The sequence below is a fragment of the Tardiphaga sp. GW822-FHT04G09 genome (assembly GCF_058800725.1).
Window position 1 is genome coordinate 37,501 of the sequence record NZ_JBXAMO010000020.1, and the last position, 14,898, is coordinate 52,398.

General features: G+C 61.6%; 15 protein-coding genes. 4 read left to right on the top strand and 11 right to left on the bottom strand.

Annotation, left to right across the window (positions count from 1 at the left end):
- Positions 1 to 7 precede the first annotated feature (7 nt).
- The 5 genes from AC1RLZ_RS25135 to AC1RLZ_RS25155 are packed head-to-tail and all read right to left on the bottom strand — an operon-like array spanning position 8 to position 4,446.
- Positions 8 to 616 carry a hypothetical protein gene (locus tag AC1RLZ_RS25135; protein WP_493190833.1) on the bottom strand — a complete coding sequence of 203 codons (609 nt, stop codon included), beginning with the start codon at positions 614 to 616 and terminating at the stop codon, positions 8 to 10.
- Entirely contained in the window at positions 613 to 1,461 is an 849-nt protein-coding gene (locus tag AC1RLZ_RS25140; protein ID WP_493190834.1) for an ABC transporter permease, read from the bottom strand. The genes AC1RLZ_RS25135 and AC1RLZ_RS25140 overlap by 4 nt, the downstream gene beginning before the upstream one ends.
- Entirely contained in the window at positions 1,458 to 2,279 is an 822-nt protein-coding gene (locus AC1RLZ_RS25145) for an ABC transporter ATP-binding protein (RefSeq protein WP_493190835.1), read from the bottom strand. Before AC1RLZ_RS25145 ends, AC1RLZ_RS25140 begins: the two co-directional genes overlap by 4 nt.
- Positions 2,276 to 3,268 (bottom strand): YVTN family beta-propeller repeat protein, encoded by a 993-nt coding sequence (locus AC1RLZ_RS25150; protein WP_493190836.1) that lies wholly within the window; start codon positions 3,266 to 3,268, stop codon positions 2,276 to 2,278. The genes AC1RLZ_RS25145 and AC1RLZ_RS25150 overlap by 4 nt, the downstream gene beginning before the upstream one ends.
- The gene (locus AC1RLZ_RS25155; RefSeq protein WP_493190837.1) at positions 3,265 to 4,446 is read right to left on the bottom strand and encodes an ABC transporter substrate-binding protein; all 1,182 of its coding nucleotides are present in this window, start codon (positions 4,444 to 4,446) and stop codon (positions 3,265 to 3,267) included. Before AC1RLZ_RS25155 ends, AC1RLZ_RS25150 begins: the two co-directional genes overlap by 4 nt.
- Before the next feature lie 131 nt (positions 4,447 to 4,577).
- Between AC1RLZ_RS25155 and AC1RLZ_RS25160 the strand changes: the two genes are divergently transcribed.
- Positions 4,578 to 5,090 (top strand): DUF3280 domain-containing protein, encoded by a 513-nt coding sequence (locus AC1RLZ_RS25160; protein ID WP_493190838.1) that lies wholly within the window; start codon positions 4,578 to 4,580, stop codon positions 5,088 to 5,090.
- 13 nt (positions 5,091 to 5,103) lie between these two features.
- On the opposite strand, the gene fghA is transcribed toward AC1RLZ_RS25160, so the two are convergent.
- Positions 5,104 to 5,949: an S-formylglutathione hydrolase gene (gene fghA, locus AC1RLZ_RS25165; RefSeq protein WP_493190839.1), complete on the bottom strand. Its 846-nt coding sequence runs from the start codon at positions 5,947 to 5,949 to the stop codon at positions 5,104 to 5,106.
- Positions 5,950 to 6,020: 71 nt separating this feature from the next.
- Positions 6,021 to 6,641 (bottom strand): response regulator transcription factor, encoded by a 621-nt coding sequence (locus AC1RLZ_RS25170; protein WP_068734560.1) that lies wholly within the window; start codon positions 6,639 to 6,641, stop codon positions 6,021 to 6,023.
- A 206-nt stretch (positions 6,642 to 6,847) separates the two neighbouring features.
- On the opposite strand from AC1RLZ_RS25170, the gene AC1RLZ_RS25175 reads away from it, so the two are divergent.
- Both AC1RLZ_RS25175 and AC1RLZ_RS25180 read left to right on the top strand, forming a co-directional pair.
- The gene (locus AC1RLZ_RS25175; protein WP_493190899.1) at positions 6,848 to 8,269 is read left to right on the top strand and encodes a histidine kinase; all 1,422 of its coding nucleotides are present in this window, start codon (positions 6,848 to 6,850) and stop codon (positions 8,267 to 8,269) included.
- Between the two features lie 107 nt (positions 8,270 to 8,376).
- Positions 8,377 to 10,794, top strand: coding sequence for a TonB-dependent receptor (locus AC1RLZ_RS25180; RefSeq protein ID WP_493190840.1), 2,418 nt, complete (start codon positions 8,377 to 8,379; stop codon positions 10,792 to 10,794).
- 13 nt (positions 10,795 to 10,807) lie between these two features.
- Here AC1RLZ_RS25180 and AC1RLZ_RS25185 read toward each other — a convergent pair whose 3' ends face one another.
- The 4 genes from AC1RLZ_RS25185 to AC1RLZ_RS25200 form a co-directional block, all read right to left on the bottom strand.
- Positions 10,808 to 11,191, bottom strand: a complete 384-nt coding sequence (locus AC1RLZ_RS25185; RefSeq protein ID WP_493190841.1) for a YkvA family protein — start codon at positions 11,189 to 11,191, stop codon at positions 10,808 to 10,810.
- Between the two features lie 54 nt (positions 11,192 to 11,245).
- Positions 11,246 to 11,749: a YciE/YciF ferroxidase family protein gene (locus tag AC1RLZ_RS25190; RefSeq protein WP_493190842.1), complete on the bottom strand. Its 504-nt coding sequence runs from the start codon at positions 11,747 to 11,749 to the stop codon at positions 11,246 to 11,248.
- A 125-nt stretch (positions 11,750 to 11,874) separates the two neighbouring features.
- A complete protein-coding gene (locus AC1RLZ_RS25195) occupies positions 11,875 to 12,066 on the bottom strand; it encodes a hypothetical protein (RefSeq protein ID WP_493190843.1) in 192 nt (63 codons plus the stop codon).
- A 117-nt stretch (positions 12,067 to 12,183) separates the two neighbouring features.
- Positions 12,184 to 12,312 (bottom strand): hypothetical protein, encoded by a 129-nt coding sequence (locus AC1RLZ_RS25200; protein ID WP_493190844.1) that lies wholly within the window; start codon positions 12,310 to 12,312, stop codon positions 12,184 to 12,186.
- 300 nt (positions 12,313 to 12,612) lie between these two features.
- Between AC1RLZ_RS25200 and AC1RLZ_RS25205 the strand changes: the two genes are divergently transcribed.
- Positions 12,613 to 14,889: a glycosyltransferase family 4 protein gene (locus AC1RLZ_RS25205; protein WP_493190845.1), complete on the top strand. Its 2,277-nt coding sequence runs from the start codon at positions 12,613 to 12,615 to the stop codon at positions 14,887 to 14,889.
- Positions 14,890 to 14,898 lie beyond the last annotated feature (9 nt).

Genomic DNA, 14,898 nt, shown 5'->3' on the forward strand with positions numbered 1-14,898 from the left:
CCCGGCGCTATTCCATCTCCTGCTGAATGGTGCGGCTGAGCGCGAACAGCCGCTGATCGATCAGCGTCGGCACCTCGCAGACGAAGGTGACGACGCGGCGCCGGTCGTCGAAGATGCGGGCTTCCCATAGCAGCTTGTTGTTGAGTTCGTCGATCTTCGCCTGATCGGGTGGCGACGCGTTCTGCAGCGTCTGCAGCATGGCCGTGTCGGCGCGGACCCGGTCGACCGCTTCGCGCTGTTTACGCGTGACGCGTTCGAGACCGGCCAGCACCGTCGCGCGCTGCGCATTCAAACTGTCGAACAACCCGGCAAAGACCAGTTTGCCTGATCTCGCCTTGTCCGGCGATCGCGAGAGAAAATCCATGATCGCCTTCTGCGCTTCCTCAAGGGGGACACGCCGCGTCGCCAGACGTTCGACCAGCGCGCTGACCTCGGCGTCGTCCTTCCAGGCACTGGCGACATCGTCGATCGGCGGTCCGGCCCAGACGGCAGCCAGCGAGATTTCCGGCACCTTGGCCTGAACGCACGGCCAGTCGGGATAACGCGGATCGGCAGCCAGCGCCGCGCCCGACCAGATCAACGAGAGGACTGCAATGATGCGAAACGGTCCGTTCATGTCTCGCCCCCGGCTGGTGCCCGGCGGGCGAAGCCGCGGCCGGGATCGTAAGCAATGATAGCACCGATCATGAATACGGCGGTACAGCCCGCGACAACCGCAAGGGAGACCCAGTTGACCTTGTCATAGAGCGCGAAGCGGATCAGTTCGACCGCATGGGTGAAGGGATTGAACAGGCAGAGATAATAGAGCATCGGGCTGCCCTCCTGCACGCGCCACAAGGGATAGAGCGCGGACGACGCAAAGAACATCGGGAAGATCACGAAGTTCATGACCCCCGCAAAATTCTCCAGCTGCTTGATGCGCGACGAGATCAGCATGCCCAGCGATCCCAACATCAATCCGGACAGGATCAGCGCCGGTAGAACCGTGAGATAGCCGATAAGCGGCGGAGCGACGTCCCAGAACCACGCGATCAGGAGAAACGCATAGACCTGCAGCAGGGAAACGACTGTCCCCGCCAGCAGTTTGCATATCAACAGAAACCAGCGCGGCAGCGGGCTGACCAGAAGCGTCCGCATATTCCCCATCTCGCGGTCATAGACCATCGACAACGACGACTGCATGCCATTGAACAGCTGGATCATCGCGATAAGGCCGGGCGCAATATAGACCTCATAGAGAATATAGGTCTCGTAAGGCGAGATGATCGAGATACCAAGCACCTGCCGAAAGCCGGCGGCAAAAATGAACAGCCAGACCAGCGGACGCACCAGCGCCGAAACGAAACGCTCGCGCTGATGCAGGAAGCGCAGCGCCTCCCGCCACAGGATGCCATTGAGGCAGGTGACATAGTTGCCGAAGCCCAGCTTGCGACGCTCATGCGTGACGAATGTCGTACTCACGATGACCTCCCGCGCTGGTCGGCCGCCTCGGTCATGCTCCGAAAGGCGGAGTCGAAATTGGCAGCGCCGGTTTCGCCGAGGATCTGTGTCACGGGACCTTGCGCGAGCACATGGCCGTGATGCAGCACGACGAGATCGTCGCTGGCGGCGATCTCGTCAAACAGATGTGTCGCCCACAGCACGCCGATGCCTTGTTCCGCGACCAGCATCCGGACATGCGCAAGAATATCGGCGCGCGCCTGCACGTCGAGCCCGACGGTCGCTTCGTCCAGCAACAGCAGCCGCGGCCGGTGCAGCAATGCGCGGGCGATCTCGAGACGTCGCATCTGTCCGCCGGAGAGATCGCGCACCCGGCTGTTTACCCGGTCGGCAAGGCCGATGCGCGCAATCACCTCGTCACCGCGCAGCCGCGCCTCGCGCCGCGCGATGCCCTGCAGCGCGGCATGATAGAGCAGGTTCTGCATGACAGACAGATCGAGATCGAGCGTGCGTGGCTGAAACACCACGCCAAGCAGCCGCAAGGCATCGCCCGGCGTATCGCTGATATCGTGGCCGAATACGCTGATCCGTCCAGCCTGAATGCCGAACAGCCGGGTGATCAGCGCCACCAGCGTACTCTTGCCCGCGCCATTGAGTCCGAGCAGAGCCGTGAAACTCGCCGGTGCGACATTGAAGGAGACATCCGACAGCGCCTGCCGACGACCATAACAATGGCTGATGCCTGCGACCGACAGAGCGGGTGTCACTGCCGGCACGCCAATTGGCTTCGGCGCGTCGTGCGCGACCTGTTCAGGGCGGGATGTATCGATCGTAGTCATGGCCGTGCCATGGCGATGCCCCAGGGCAATTCGCCGACCTGAATGGTCTTGATGACCTTTTGCGCCGCGACGTCGATGACCGAGACATCGTTGGAGACGCCGTTGGTGACCAGCAGATATTTCTCGTCGGGGGTAAACGCCATGTGCCAGACCCGCTGGCCCACCAGCAGATACTTGATCACCTTGTGGGTCGCCGCATCGACGACGGCGATCCGGTTGGCAGGGCCGAGCGCGATGAAAGCAGTTTTGGCATCCCAGGTCATGCCGATGCCGACCGGCTGAATGGCTTCGCGCCGCAGACCGGGAATGTTGAACTCGATCTTGTCGGTCACGACCCGCTTGGCGGGATCGATCACGGACACGGTGCCGCCGATCTCGGACGACACCCACAGTTCCGAGCCGTCGCGCTTGAATTCGGCGAAGCGCGGGCGTGCGTCGACCAGGACATTCGCCACGATCTCGCGCGTCGTCGTGTCGATGAAATGCGCCATATTGGTGGTTTCGGACGTGTTGATCAGGATCTTGCCATCGGGGCTGATCGCCATGCCTTCGGGCTCGACACCGACCTGCACGTCGCCCATGCGCACGCGTTTTTCGAGATCGATCACGGTCACCGTGTTGTCGTTCTCATTGGCGACATAGAGAACCTTGCCGGCGGCATCCTGGGTGAACAGCTCGGGGTCCGGACCGGATGGCAGCGAGTCGACCACCTTCTGGCTGGCAACGTCGATGATCTGGATGGTGTCGTCGTCGCCGACCGCGACCAGTACAGATTTGCCATCGCGCGTCAGTTCGATGCCGCGCGGGCGCTGACCGACCTTGATGGTCGCGGTGACGGTCCAGCTCTCGGTGTCGATCACCGAGACCGTGTTGCTCTTCTCGTTCGACACATAAGCGAGAAAGGCCGATGCAGGCGCTGCCGTTGCAAGCCATGTTGCCACTCCACACAGCCAGACACGGCACAGCATCTTCGATCTGTTCATCATCATTGCAGCCTGCATTTGCTTTCCGGACGGTCTATACCGAGCGTGTCGAGCTCCGAGACCTGATGCAGGAAACCTTCCTGCGGCGAGACCGAAATCACCATGCGCCCGTCGACCAGCAGGATCGGCTGGCGTAGCTGCAGGTTCCAGTCGCGGATCGTGAGCCGCTGCCCCTTGAAGCCGGCGATGGAGAAATCAGGCGACTTCAGAAACGCCAGAATGGCTTTGCCATCGCCCGAATTCGTGCGGGACGCGGCTTCGCCGATCATGCGGGTCGCGAGCCAGGCCTGCATGTCGCGCGCTGTCATGCGCCGCGCATTCAGTTTGGTGAAGCGGTTCTGGATCTGCACCGCGCCCCATTGATCCTGTGCAGCATGCCAACTGGTCGGCACCAGACCTGCCGATCCCGCGACCGGCCGCGGATCCCAGGTGCGATACGGCAAATAGGAAGCGAAGACTTCGCTCTCGTCGGCAGCGATCATGACGTCATAGGCCGGTGCCTGCTGTGTGAAGACCGGGATCTGGCGCTGGATCAATGTGACGCCGCTATCGGTGCGCCGCGCGCCGCCGGTGTCCTCAAAGACACGTTCCTGCACGATCTTTGCGCCGAACCGCGCGGCGGCACGGCGATAGGCGTCGGCTTCAAGCCGATCGTCGTCATGCGAGCCGGTCACCAGCAGCCAGCGTTTCCACTGCTTCCACACCAGATACTGCGCCAGCGCATCCGCCAGCATCGACCGCGTCGGCGCAATATGGATCACATTGGCCCGGCAGTCCGCCTCGCGCAGGCGGTCGTCGGCAGCACCCACATTGAACAGGATGCCGCCGCGGTCACGCACCGCGTCGGCCGCCTGCAGCAATGCATCGGGCGGCAGGTCGGCAATGACGAAGGTGCTGCGACCAGCGAGATCGCGTGCGGCTGCGGCGATATCGTCGCCCTCCTTCACACGAATCTCCTCCAGCCCGAACTGCTGCTTCAGGAACCTGCCAGTGGTGTTGTTGTCCTCGATGGCGAGCCGCGCGCCGGCGATGCCATCATTCTCGGACGGTAATTCGACCAGCGAAAGGGTTGCCTTGATGCCGGCCTGACCGAGATAACCAATGCTGATCGTCAGCGGTTCGGCCGCCAGCGCAGACGACGTCACGGCGCAGAGACTGATCGCGCCGATCAACCACCGTATCATGTTCCCTCCGACTACTCCTTCCTGGCTTGGCACCGGTGAAGGGTCTCGTAGCTTGAAACATGAACCAATTATCGTAGCTTGCAACCTCGGATTCTGCCGACACGTTGCATTTTATCGATGCGAGGTCTGCGATGAGAGCACTATCGATCACCGTGCTGTTACTGATGATGACGGCGACGGCTCAGGCCGCAGCGCCCAAAGTGGCGGTGTTCAATTTCGAATGGCTGGACACGAGCCTCGAAGGCGAGATGAAGGGACGCCGCAGCGACGAGCAGGCAAGACTGCTCCATGCTGCCGACCAGCTGCGCGAGGAGATGAAGCAATCCGGCCGTTTCGAGCTGCTGGATATGTCATCGCTCAATGTTGCGGCGCAAGGCCGAAACCTGCAGGCATGCGGCGGCTGTGACGTCCAACTCGCGCAGCAGATCGGTGCCGACCTCGTCATTACGGGGCTCGTACAGAAGGTCTCGAACCTCATTCTCAATATGAACATCACCCTGCGAAATGTTCACACCGGGCGGCTGGTCGCCACTATGAGCGCCGACCTGCGTGGCAACACCGATGAAAGCTGGTCTCGGGCAATGAGCTATCTGGTGCGCAACCGCCTGCTCGCACCGAATTACGGCGCCCCGCAGCCGCAGTAACGCGAGCCGCAACTCACTTTTTGAGCCGCGCCGCGTGCCAGCGCAGATGATCGGCCATAAAGGTCGAGATGAAATAGTAGCTGTGATCGTAGCCGGGCTGGAGGCGCAGCGTCAGCGCAATGCCTGCCTTTTTACAAGCGCCCTGCAGCAGTTCAGGCCGCAATTGTTCGGTCAGGAAATTGTCGGCGTCGCCCTGATCGACCAGCAATTCGGGGAATCGCGCCCCATCCTCGATCAGGGCAACCGCATCGTGCTGTCTCCACGCCGCTTTGTCGTCACCCAGATAGCCGCCCAGCGCCTTGATCCCCCACGGCACCTGCGACGGCGCCACGATCGGCGCGAAAGCGCTGGCCGCGCGGTAACGATCGGGATGACGCAGCGCAATGGTCAGCGCGCCATGCCCGCCCATGGAATGGCCGAGAATCGACTGACGATTGCTATCGATCGGGAATTGGTCGGCCACGAGCTGCGGCAGCTCCTCGGTCACATAACTCCACATGCGATAGTTGCGCGCATAGGGCTCCCGGGTGGCATCGACATAGAAGCCGGCGCCCAGCCCGAAGTCATAGGCATTGTTGGCGTCACCGGGAACATCGGCACCGCGCGGGCTGGTGTCGGGCGCAATGAAGATCAGCCCCAGCTCGGCGCATGCGGCGCGAAACTCGCCCTTTTCGGTGACATTGGCGTGGGTGCAGGTGAGGCCCGAGAGATACCAGACCACGGGCAGCCTGGCGCCGTCCTGATGCGGCGGCACATAGACCGAGAATGTCATGTCAGTTCCGGTCGCGCGACTGGCGTGTTTGTAGACACCCTGTGTGCCGCCATATGATCGATTGAGCGAAACTGTCTGCATGGTCATGACTTTACAGGTTGGATGCGGCAGCGATGCGACGCCGCAGAAACAGGTGATGTCCGGTCAGGGAGGCCCGGTCAGGCGATGCCACGCTCGATGGCGAAGCGCACCAGCTCGACCGAACTGCGGACGCCGAGCTTTTGCCGCATGAGTGACGACGTATTGGCCACCGTCTTGTAGGAGGCGTGAACCATCCAGGCAATCTCGGCGAGGCTCTTGCCGGCACCGAGCAGTCGCAGGATCTCCATCTCGCGCGAATTCAGCTTCGACAGCGGGCTTTGCGTCAGCGCAGGCCCGGCAAAAGCAAGGCTTCGAGCCATCGCCGGTGGGAGATACACGCCGCCGCGCGCAACCTCATAGACGGCCTCCAGCAGATCGTGTGGGTCGCCGGTCTTGGAGACATAGCCCTTGGCGCCACTCTCAATCGCACGGGCCGCGAAGATCGGATCGTCATTCATGCTGAACATGATGATGCGCATCGTGTCGTCGCGCAGCAGGATGCGCCGTGCCAGTTCATATCCGGACACTGTCGGCAGATTGATATCGATGATGCAGATATCCGGATCGCCCGTCAGGAAGACCTGCTCCCCACTCGCGGCATCGGACGCTTCCAGCAGTTCGATCTCCGGATCGTCCGCGAACACCGCGCGGCAGCCCGATGTGACGATGGGATGATCATCGACGATCAGAACGCGCATGGGTTACCCCCGTAAACTCTGTCAGCCAGAAACTCTGTCAGAAAGTCTCGACCTGCTCCTCGATTGCTGCGCTGCATCAGCCGCGCGCCTTTGGAGTGACATGATTGACAATCGAAGGTCGCCTCGATCCGATATGATCGCCGTCGAATTTCGCTGTCAAGTTCATAGTCGCGGCATGCAGGCGAGATGCGAGTGAAAGCATGGTTATGTGGCAGAAACTTTCGCTGCGCGCGCGGATCAATCTTCTGGTGGCACTCGTGCTCGCTCTTGGCCTGGTCGCCAATGTCGTGCGGCTTGCGCTGGAAGCTGGCCCGCGCGTCCAGGCCGAGGACCAGAGCGTGATCCGGCTGACACGTGAAGTAATCGAAAGTATCGGAACGAGCCTGAACGAAGCGCCGGATCCGAATGCGCGGCTCGATAAAATCGTCGCCGACCTCAATCGATTGCGACATGTCAGCATCGTCAGACAAGGCGATGGGAACATGCCCTCCCCGAAGAGCGACGGTCAGGAACGGAGCGACAGTGCAGGTTCTCCGCCATCGTGGTTCGTATCGTTGATCCATCCCGAGCGGATATCGGAGTCGGTGTCGGTGATGGTCGGCGAGAAGCGGCAGACGCTGATGATCACGTCGCATCCCGATGACGAGATGCGGGAGATATGGGATGGCATCGTCACCCAGCTGACGCTCAGTCTGATCGTTGCACTGGTGCTGTTCGTCGTCACGAGTCTGGTCGTCAGGCGGGCACTGGCGCCGCTCGATGCATTGTCGCAGGCCATGGTCGATATCGAAGCGGGGAACTATCAGGCGCGCGTTGCACCCGCGGGAGCACCGGAACTCGCCGCGCTCTGCATCCGTCTCAATCATCTCGCTACCACATTGGGCGATGTGCTCGAGGATCGGCGACGCCTCGCCGAACGGGCCGTCTCGCTGCAGGATATCGAGCGCAGGGATATCGCACGCGAACTGCATGATGAGTTCGGGCCGTATCTGTTCGCCCTGCGCGCCCATGCAGGCGCCGTGATGCGTCTCGCCGATCACGAACCGTCGGGCACTGGTGCCCTGTCGCGGCACGGCACTGCCATTCTGGCGCAGGTCGATGTCCTGCAGCAGTTCAATCGCCGCATCCTCGAGCGATTGCGACCGGTCGGGCTGACGGATCTCGGCCTGTCCGGTGCCGTTGCGGTCTTGCTGCGTCTCTGGCGCGAATCCCATCCGGAGGTCGTGATCGAGAGCATAGTATCGCCGGCTCTGGCTCCCCTTGGTGAGGTCGCCGAGCTGACCGCCTATCGTGTCGTTCAGGAGGCACTCACCAATGTGTTCCGCCACGCGCAAGCGTCTGTCGTCAGCGTGGTCATCGAACCGGTGATGGGGGCCGTGACGAAGCCTGTATGCGACAACGTGCTGGTCCGGGTGCGCGACAATGGCCGCGGCTTCGACCCTGATCGCAACGGCGGCTTTGGTCTCATCGGCATGAGGGAGCGGGTCTGGGCCCTCGGCGGAACGCTCACGGTCAGATCTGATATGGACGGCGTGACTGTCGAAGCCATCATTCCCGCGACAGAGCCGCTGCCAAATGCGCCTGTAACGCGCGATCGGGAATTTGTCCCGACTTTATCGGGAAAATAGCTGAGCCGGATTTCGACACTTTGCAGATAGCGCAGTCTCTCTCACTCGCTAGTATCACGCTACCGGATGGTGCCATCAGAGCGCCGACGCGGAATGGGATGAGACAGATGCGCGTAAGAGTGCTGGTCGTGGCTTCGCTATCGACGGGTCTTCTACCGGTTTCCGAAACAGCTTTTGCACAAAGTCCGCCCGGAGAACCGCAGGTACTGCCACCGGTCGTAGTGTCCGCCCCTGCCACCGCCAGCAGGCGCGCTCCCCGGCGCCAGACGACCCAGCGGGTCGCCGAGCGGCCGCGGACGGTCTATGTCTATCCGACCACGCCGACGTCGCGTTCCGGCATCGACGTCGACAAGGTCACGGCGAGTATCAATTATGTCGATGCCCGCGCGATCGAGCGTGCCAATTCCCTGAACGTCACTGATGCGCTGCAGCAGCAAGTGCCCGGCATTCTGATCAACGAAGTCGCGGGCAATCCCTTCCAGCCCGATCTGCAATTTCGCGGCTTCGTGGCGTCGCCGGTGCCTGGTACGCCGCAGGGGCTCGCGGTCTATCAGAACGGCGTGCGTATCAACGAGGCCTTCGGCGACACCGTCAATTGGGACCTGATCCCGACCGCGGCGATCCGCTCGGTCAGCGTGGTCACCAACAATCCCGCCTTCGGCCTCAACGCGCTGGGCGGCGCGGTCAACATCCAGATGAAGGACGGCTTCAACTATCAGGGAGCCGAGCTCAGCACCATGGGCGGCTCGTTCGGCCGCATCCAGGGCTCGGCGCAATGGGGCAAGCAGGTCGAGGGATTCGCCGTCTATGGCGCGCTCGAAGGCCTGCATGACAAGGGTTTTCGCAACTTTGCGACATCGGACGTCCGACGCTTTTATGGCGATGTCGGCTATCGCAGCGACAGCACCGAGCTTCACCTCAATATGGGTGTCGCCGACAACAAGTTTGGCGCCACGGCGACGGTTCCGGTCGAACTGCTGCAGCAGAATTATGGCGCCACCTATACGACGCCGCAGACCTCGAATAACCGCGTCGGCTATCTCAATTTCACTGGCAAGGTCGAGGCGACGCCGACCTGGACGGTGGAGGCGGCGGCGCATCTGAGATTCTTCAGGCACAAGACCCAGGATGGCAATCCGACCGGCACCCGCCCCTGCGAAGATCCGACCCTCCTGTGCTTCGGCAATGACGACACGCCGGCCAACGGCCTGAACGGTGCGCAAATTGCCAATCCCTTCGCCCCCGGTGCGGTTCTTGGCGAGAATGACCGCACCTCGACGCGCTCGACCACGGTGGGTGGCTCGCTACAGGCGACCAATACCGATCAGCTGTTCGGCCATGACAACCGCTTCGTCGTGGGCGCCAGCTACTCGTCCAGCGCCAGTCATTTCACGGCCAGCGCCGAACTCGGTACGATCGGCCCGGATTACGTCGTCACCGGCAGCGGGATTTCCCTCGGTCAGTCCGGCGATCCGATCGCGATCGGCCCGGTGTCGCTGCGGACCACCAATCGCTATGGCGGCATTTACGCGCTCGACACCTTCGATGTGACCAATGCCTTCTCGATCACCGGTGGCGGGCGCTTCAACACGGCGCAGATCGTGCTTGAGGACCAGATCGGCACCGCGCTCAACGGCGACCACACTTTCAATCGTTTCAATCCCATCATCGGCGGCACCTACAAGATCACGCCTGAACTGACCGCCTATGCCGGCTATTCGGAAGCCAACCGCGCGCCGACCCCGCTGGAACTCGGCTGCGCCGATCCCGCCAATCCCTGTATCGTCGGTGCTTTCCTGATCTCCGATCCGCCGCTCAAGCAGGTGGTTTCGCATACGATAGAAGCTGGCCTGCGCGGCACGAAGGAGCTGAATGCCGGCACGCTGGGCTGGAAGCTCGGCGCCTTCCGCGCCACCAACACCGATGACATTCTCGCGATCCCGAGCCCGGTGCTGCAAGGCTACGGCTATTTCCAGAATGTCGGCTCGACACGCCGGCAAGGCATCGAGGCGGAAGTCACATTGCGTGCGCCGACCCTGCAGCTCTATGCCAGCTATGCCTTCGTCGATGCGCGCTTCCTCGATCCGCTTGCGATCGGATCGAACAGCCCGTTCAAGGATGACGACGGCAACGTCCAGATCCAGCCCGGCAACCAGATTCCCGCAATCCCGCGCCACCGCGTCAAGGCCGGGTTCGATTATGCACTGACCGACGCATTCAAGGTCGGAGGCGACGCACTGTTCGTCAGCAGCCAGTATTTCGTCGGCGACGACTCCAACCAGGCGCCGAAACTCGAAGCCTATACCGTGTTCAATGCCCATGCGTCGTATCAGATCGACAAGTCCGTGCAGGTGTTCGCCCGCGTCGACAACATCCTCGACCGACGCTATTCGACCTACGGGACTTTCTTCGACACCGACTCGGTGCCGAATTTTGCCAATGGCGGCGCTCAGTTCACGGACGCTCGTTCGGTCAGCCCGGCGCGGCCACGTGCCTTCTATGCCGGCGTGAAGGTGAGGTTCTGACGGGCACGGGCGATCAGGCCCGCATCCAGTAGCGATAGCCGAGCCACCCCATCAGCAATGCGCTCGCCAGCCACAATGCGATGATCGCGATCATGCCCGATCTGCTGGTCGGGCGTTCCGCAGCCTCGCGCGCCATGATCCGGTACTCCGCCATCACCTCGCCCGGAACCAGCGCCACCACGAGCCAGATGCCCAGCGGCACGATGATCAGGTCGTCGAGATAGCCGAGAACCGGCACGAAGTCCGGAATGAGATCGATCGGCGACAGCGCATAGGCGGCGACAGTGATCGCGAGAACTTTCGCAAACCACGGCACCCGCGGATCCCGCGCCGCGAGATAGATGGCGTGCGCGTCCGTCCTGACGTTTCGCGCCCAGCTCTTGATGCGCGCAAACATGAACACCTCGTGTCGACAAGCATATCCCGGCCGCCGAAGCGGCCGGGATATGTATCACATCTCGGCTTCAGCTTCGACGTTAACGACCGATTCTGCCAGACTGGTCAGCGCAGCGTCCGTCGCCTTCTCTTCCTGCAGCGTCGCATCGAGCAGTGATGCCGCATCCGACATCCCCAGTTCTTGCGCCCATGTGCGAAGGGTGCCGTAGCGGGACATCTCGTAATGCTCCACCGCCTGGGCGACAGCAAGGAGTCCGGCATCGAGCGCGGGCATGCCCTTGTACTCGGTCATGATCTCGGTGCCCTCCTTGGTGATGCCCATGATGGCTGCGCAGGTCTTGGCGACCGGCTTCTTGCCCGCGATCTTGAACACGCGCTCAAGGCGCTTGATCTGACCTGCGGTTTCCTTCTGATGCTTGAGAAAGGCCGCCTTCAGGCCCTTGTCCTGTGCGGCCTTGGCCATCTTCGGCAGGGTCGCGAAGATCTTCTTCTCGGCGAAGTACACATCCTTGAGGGTGTCGTGAAAAAGGTCGGCGAGCAGCTTGGGTTTTTTGGCCATGGAATCTCTCCAATAAAAAAGCCCCTGCTGATGCAGGGGCCTCGCGTTCTCTGGTTGAGGTTGTGCACGCCCGACAAGTCGCCGTAAGGAATTATGTTCCGGCGGGCGGGGAAAGACCTCGAATGTCAGCCTTTACCTGCCCAGGCCGGGCGCTCCCCTAACCATGGCGGCAGCGCGTCCCACTCGGCGGCTCTCATCCGCCGTTCCTCGCCCCCGACATTGATGAAAACAAACGGCGCATCTTCCCCGCCTGTCTTGGAACCGGCGAACATCGCAGGAATGCCGTACGCATCTCGAATGGCCGTCTTGATCGACATCTGTTCCTCGATCTGTGAGCTTGCAACGTCGCGGCGTTGACGCATTTCACTGCGTTAGCAGGCCCACGACTTGATCGTCGCCGGGAAACATCCCGTGCTGGCGCGATAGGATCTGCACTACTTCTTTCTAACCGCCCCCAGTGACGGCATGATCTTGGGACCGCCGCCTTTCAGGCTCTCTGCGGCAGCGATCGTTTTGACCGCCGTCTTCTTCGGCTTCTTGGTCTCGCGATTTCCCTTGGCCATGTCGTACTCCCGCTGTGTGATCCTGAGCGTTACCACGGCTGGCACTGAAAGGCCGATTTATTATCATCATTCTCTCGCTCACCTCTCACCGACTTGTTCCGGCTCACGGTCCTTGAAGATACTGATGGCTATTCGCGAGGAAAGAGCGCACGCTGCGATCGCGCGCATTCATGACCGTGACGGTCCCTGCCGAGCGCGCGCTGCTCTTGCCACGAAATTGTCCGACATGCCGCGGCCGGCGCAGCATTGCCAATTTTGAGCCATTGCTCCTTCCAACCTTTGAAATCGCGAGGCTGCAGATTGACGGTGTTCGGCCGCATTGCATTTATTGGCAATTCACTTCCACGCCGATGTGGCATCGCCACGTTCACCACCGATCTGCAGAGCGCAGTGGCAGCCGCCCGCGCAGACTCCAAGACCACCATCGTGGCCATGACCGATCACGGTCATTTGTATGATTATCCGGCCACCGTTGGCATCCAGATCAATGACGGGCTGATCAATGACTACATACGCGCCGCGGAATTCCTGAACGCCGGCGGTTTCGACGTGGTGTCGCTTCAACATGAATTCGGCATTTTCGGCGGCGTAGCGGGAAGCGATATCATCCAGCTTCTCTCGCTGCTCAAGATGCCGATCGTGACAACGCTTCATACGGTTCTTGCAGAGCCCACCGCCGCACAGAAGGACGTCTTCACCCGCGTTGTCGAGATGTCCTCGAAGGTGGTGGTGATGGCGGAGAAGGGTCGGGAACTGCTTCGGACCATCTATCAGGTCGCCGAAGAGAAGATCGAGGTCATCCCACATGGAATTCCCGAATTTGCGTTTGTCGAGCCCGACGACGCAAAGGCGAGGCTCGGTTTTGCCGGCAGGTCTGTCATTCTGACGTTCGGCCTGCTTTCGCCCAACAAGGGCATCGAATTCATGATCGATGCGATGCCGTCCATCCTGAGCACCTGTCCGGATGCCGTTTATGTTGTACTGGGTGCAACCCATCCAAATCTGGTACGCGACGAAGGCGAGACCTATCGCGAATCCCTCATTGCAAGGGCCCGCGAAGCTGGCGTCGCGGATCACGTCGTGTTCCTTGATCGCTTCGTTGACCAGGCGACTCTGCTCGATTTCATTTCGATGTGCGACGTCTATGTCACGCCCTATCTGAACGAAGCCCAGATGACCTCAGGCACACTCGCCTACAGTTTTGGCCTGGGAAAAGCCGTGGTATCGACCCCCTATTGGCACGCTCGGGAACTGCTTGCCGACGGCCGCGGCATCATCGTCCCGTTCGCGGACGCGGACGCAATCGGCATCGAGATCGAAAAGCTTCTGACCAATGCGCCGCTGCGCCAGGCGATGCGCAAGCGCGCCTATGCCAGCAGCCGCTCCATGACCTGGGAGCGGACGGCCGATCGATACATGTCAGTATTCGAGAACGCGGGTCGTCGCCATCGGCTCAAGACCATCGCGAAGTCGGATACGAGCACGCTGCTGCGAGATAGTCGCGCACCGCCCGAGATGCAGATCGGTCACTTCCTGTCCATGTGCGATGACACCGGCCTGTTCCAGCATGCGGTCCACTGTGTTCCGGATCGCTCGCACGGCTACTGCATCGACGACAATGCCCGCGCGCTGCTGCTGGCATGCGCGTTGAACACGCCGGGTGAACTGCGTCTGCCGGAGGTCCTGACCTCCCGCTTTGCAGCTTTCGTCCAGCATGCGTGGAACCCTGAGACGCACCGGTTTCGGAACTTCATGGCTTTCGATCGCAGCTGGCTGGAAGAAAGCGGATCGGAAGACAGTCATGGACGCTCGCTTTGGGCGTTGGGCGTTTGCGCTCTTTCCGATGCGAACCCGTCACGGCGAACCTGGGCCGCAGCACTCTTTGCCGAGGCCCTGCCAAAGGTCGGCGATTTCCTCTCGCCCCGTGCCTGGGCATTCGTATTGCTGGGACTCGATGCGTATTGCGCGACCGTCACCGACAATGGCAGCGCCAACACGATCCGGACGGATCTGGCCGACAGGCTGGTGTCGCTTCTGAAGAAAGTCGAGACGAGCGACTGGGTGTGGTTCGAGGAAGGGCTCTCCTATGACAATGCGAGACTGTGCCAGGCCTTGATTCTCACCGGCATGTCGATGAAGAGGCCTGATTATCTGAATGCCGGGCTGAGAAGCCTGCGCTGGCTGCTGGCACAGCAGACCTCGGCCAGCGGTCAGTTCAGGCCGGTGGGCACGGAGGGATTTCACGACATCCGGCGCCAGCCGCGCAGCTTCGATCAACAGCCTGTAGAGGCCGCCGCCACCATCGCAGCCAGTCTCGCGGCGTGGCGCGCCGATCAGGACGCTGAATGGAAGAGCGAAGCCGCTCGGGTATTCGCGTGGTTCCTCGGCAGCAATGACCTTTCGATTTCGCTCGTCGACCTGGAGACAGGAAGCTGCCGCGACGGACTGCATCCGGACCGCGCCAATGAGAACCGTGGTGGGGAGTCAGTCGTGTCCTACCTGCTCGGGCTATCGGAAATTCGACACATGGCACGTATCGCCGAGGATCAATCGAAGTCCGCGGCTCGCGTGGCCTAATAACGTAGC

Coding starts and splice junctions, on each gene's coding strand:
- AC1RLZ_RS25135 (WP_493190833.1), bottom strand. CDS start 616: ATGAACGGACCGTTTCGCATCATTGCAGTCCTCTCGTTGATCTGGTCG.
- AC1RLZ_RS25145 (WP_493190835.1), bottom strand. CDS start 2,279: ATGACTACGATCGATACATCCCGCCCTGAACAGGTCGCGCACGACGCG.
- AC1RLZ_RS25150 (WP_493190836.1), bottom strand. CDS start 3,268: ATGATGATGAACAGATCGAAGATGCTGTGCCGTGTCTGGCTGTGTGGA.
- AC1RLZ_RS25155 (WP_493190837.1), bottom strand. CDS start 4,446: ATGATACGGTGGTTGATCGGCGCGATCAGTCTCTGCGCCGTGACGTCG.
- AC1RLZ_RS25160 (WP_493190838.1), top strand. CDS start 4,578: ATGAGAGCACTATCGATCACCGTGCTGTTACTGATGATGACGGCGACG.
- fghA (WP_493190839.1), bottom strand. CDS start 5,949: ATGACCATGCAGACAGTTTCGCTCAATCGATCATATGGCGGCACACAG.
- AC1RLZ_RS25170 (WP_068734560.1), bottom strand. CDS start 6,641: ATGCGCGTTCTGATCGTCGATGATCATCCCATCGTCACATCGGGCTGC.
- AC1RLZ_RS25175 (WP_493190899.1), top strand. CDS start 6,848: ATGTGGCAGAAACTTTCGCTGCGCGCGCGGATCAATCTTCTGGTGGCA.
- AC1RLZ_RS25180 (WP_493190840.1), top strand. CDS start 8,377: ATGCGCGTAAGAGTGCTGGTCGTGGCTTCGCTATCGACGGGTCTTCTA.
- AC1RLZ_RS25185 (WP_493190841.1), bottom strand. CDS start 11,191: ATGTTTGCGCGCATCAAGAGCTGGGCGCGAAACGTCAGGACGGACGCG.
- AC1RLZ_RS25190 (WP_493190842.1), bottom strand. CDS start 11,749: ATGGCCAAAAAACCCAAGCTGCTCGCCGACCTTTTTCACGACACCCTC.
- AC1RLZ_RS25195 (WP_493190843.1), bottom strand. CDS start 12,066: ATGTCGATCAAGACGGCCATTCGAGATGCGTACGGCATTCCTGCGATG.
- AC1RLZ_RS25200 (WP_493190844.1), bottom strand. CDS start 12,312: ATGGCCAAGGGAAATCGCGAGACCAAGAAGCCGAAGAAGACGGCGGTC.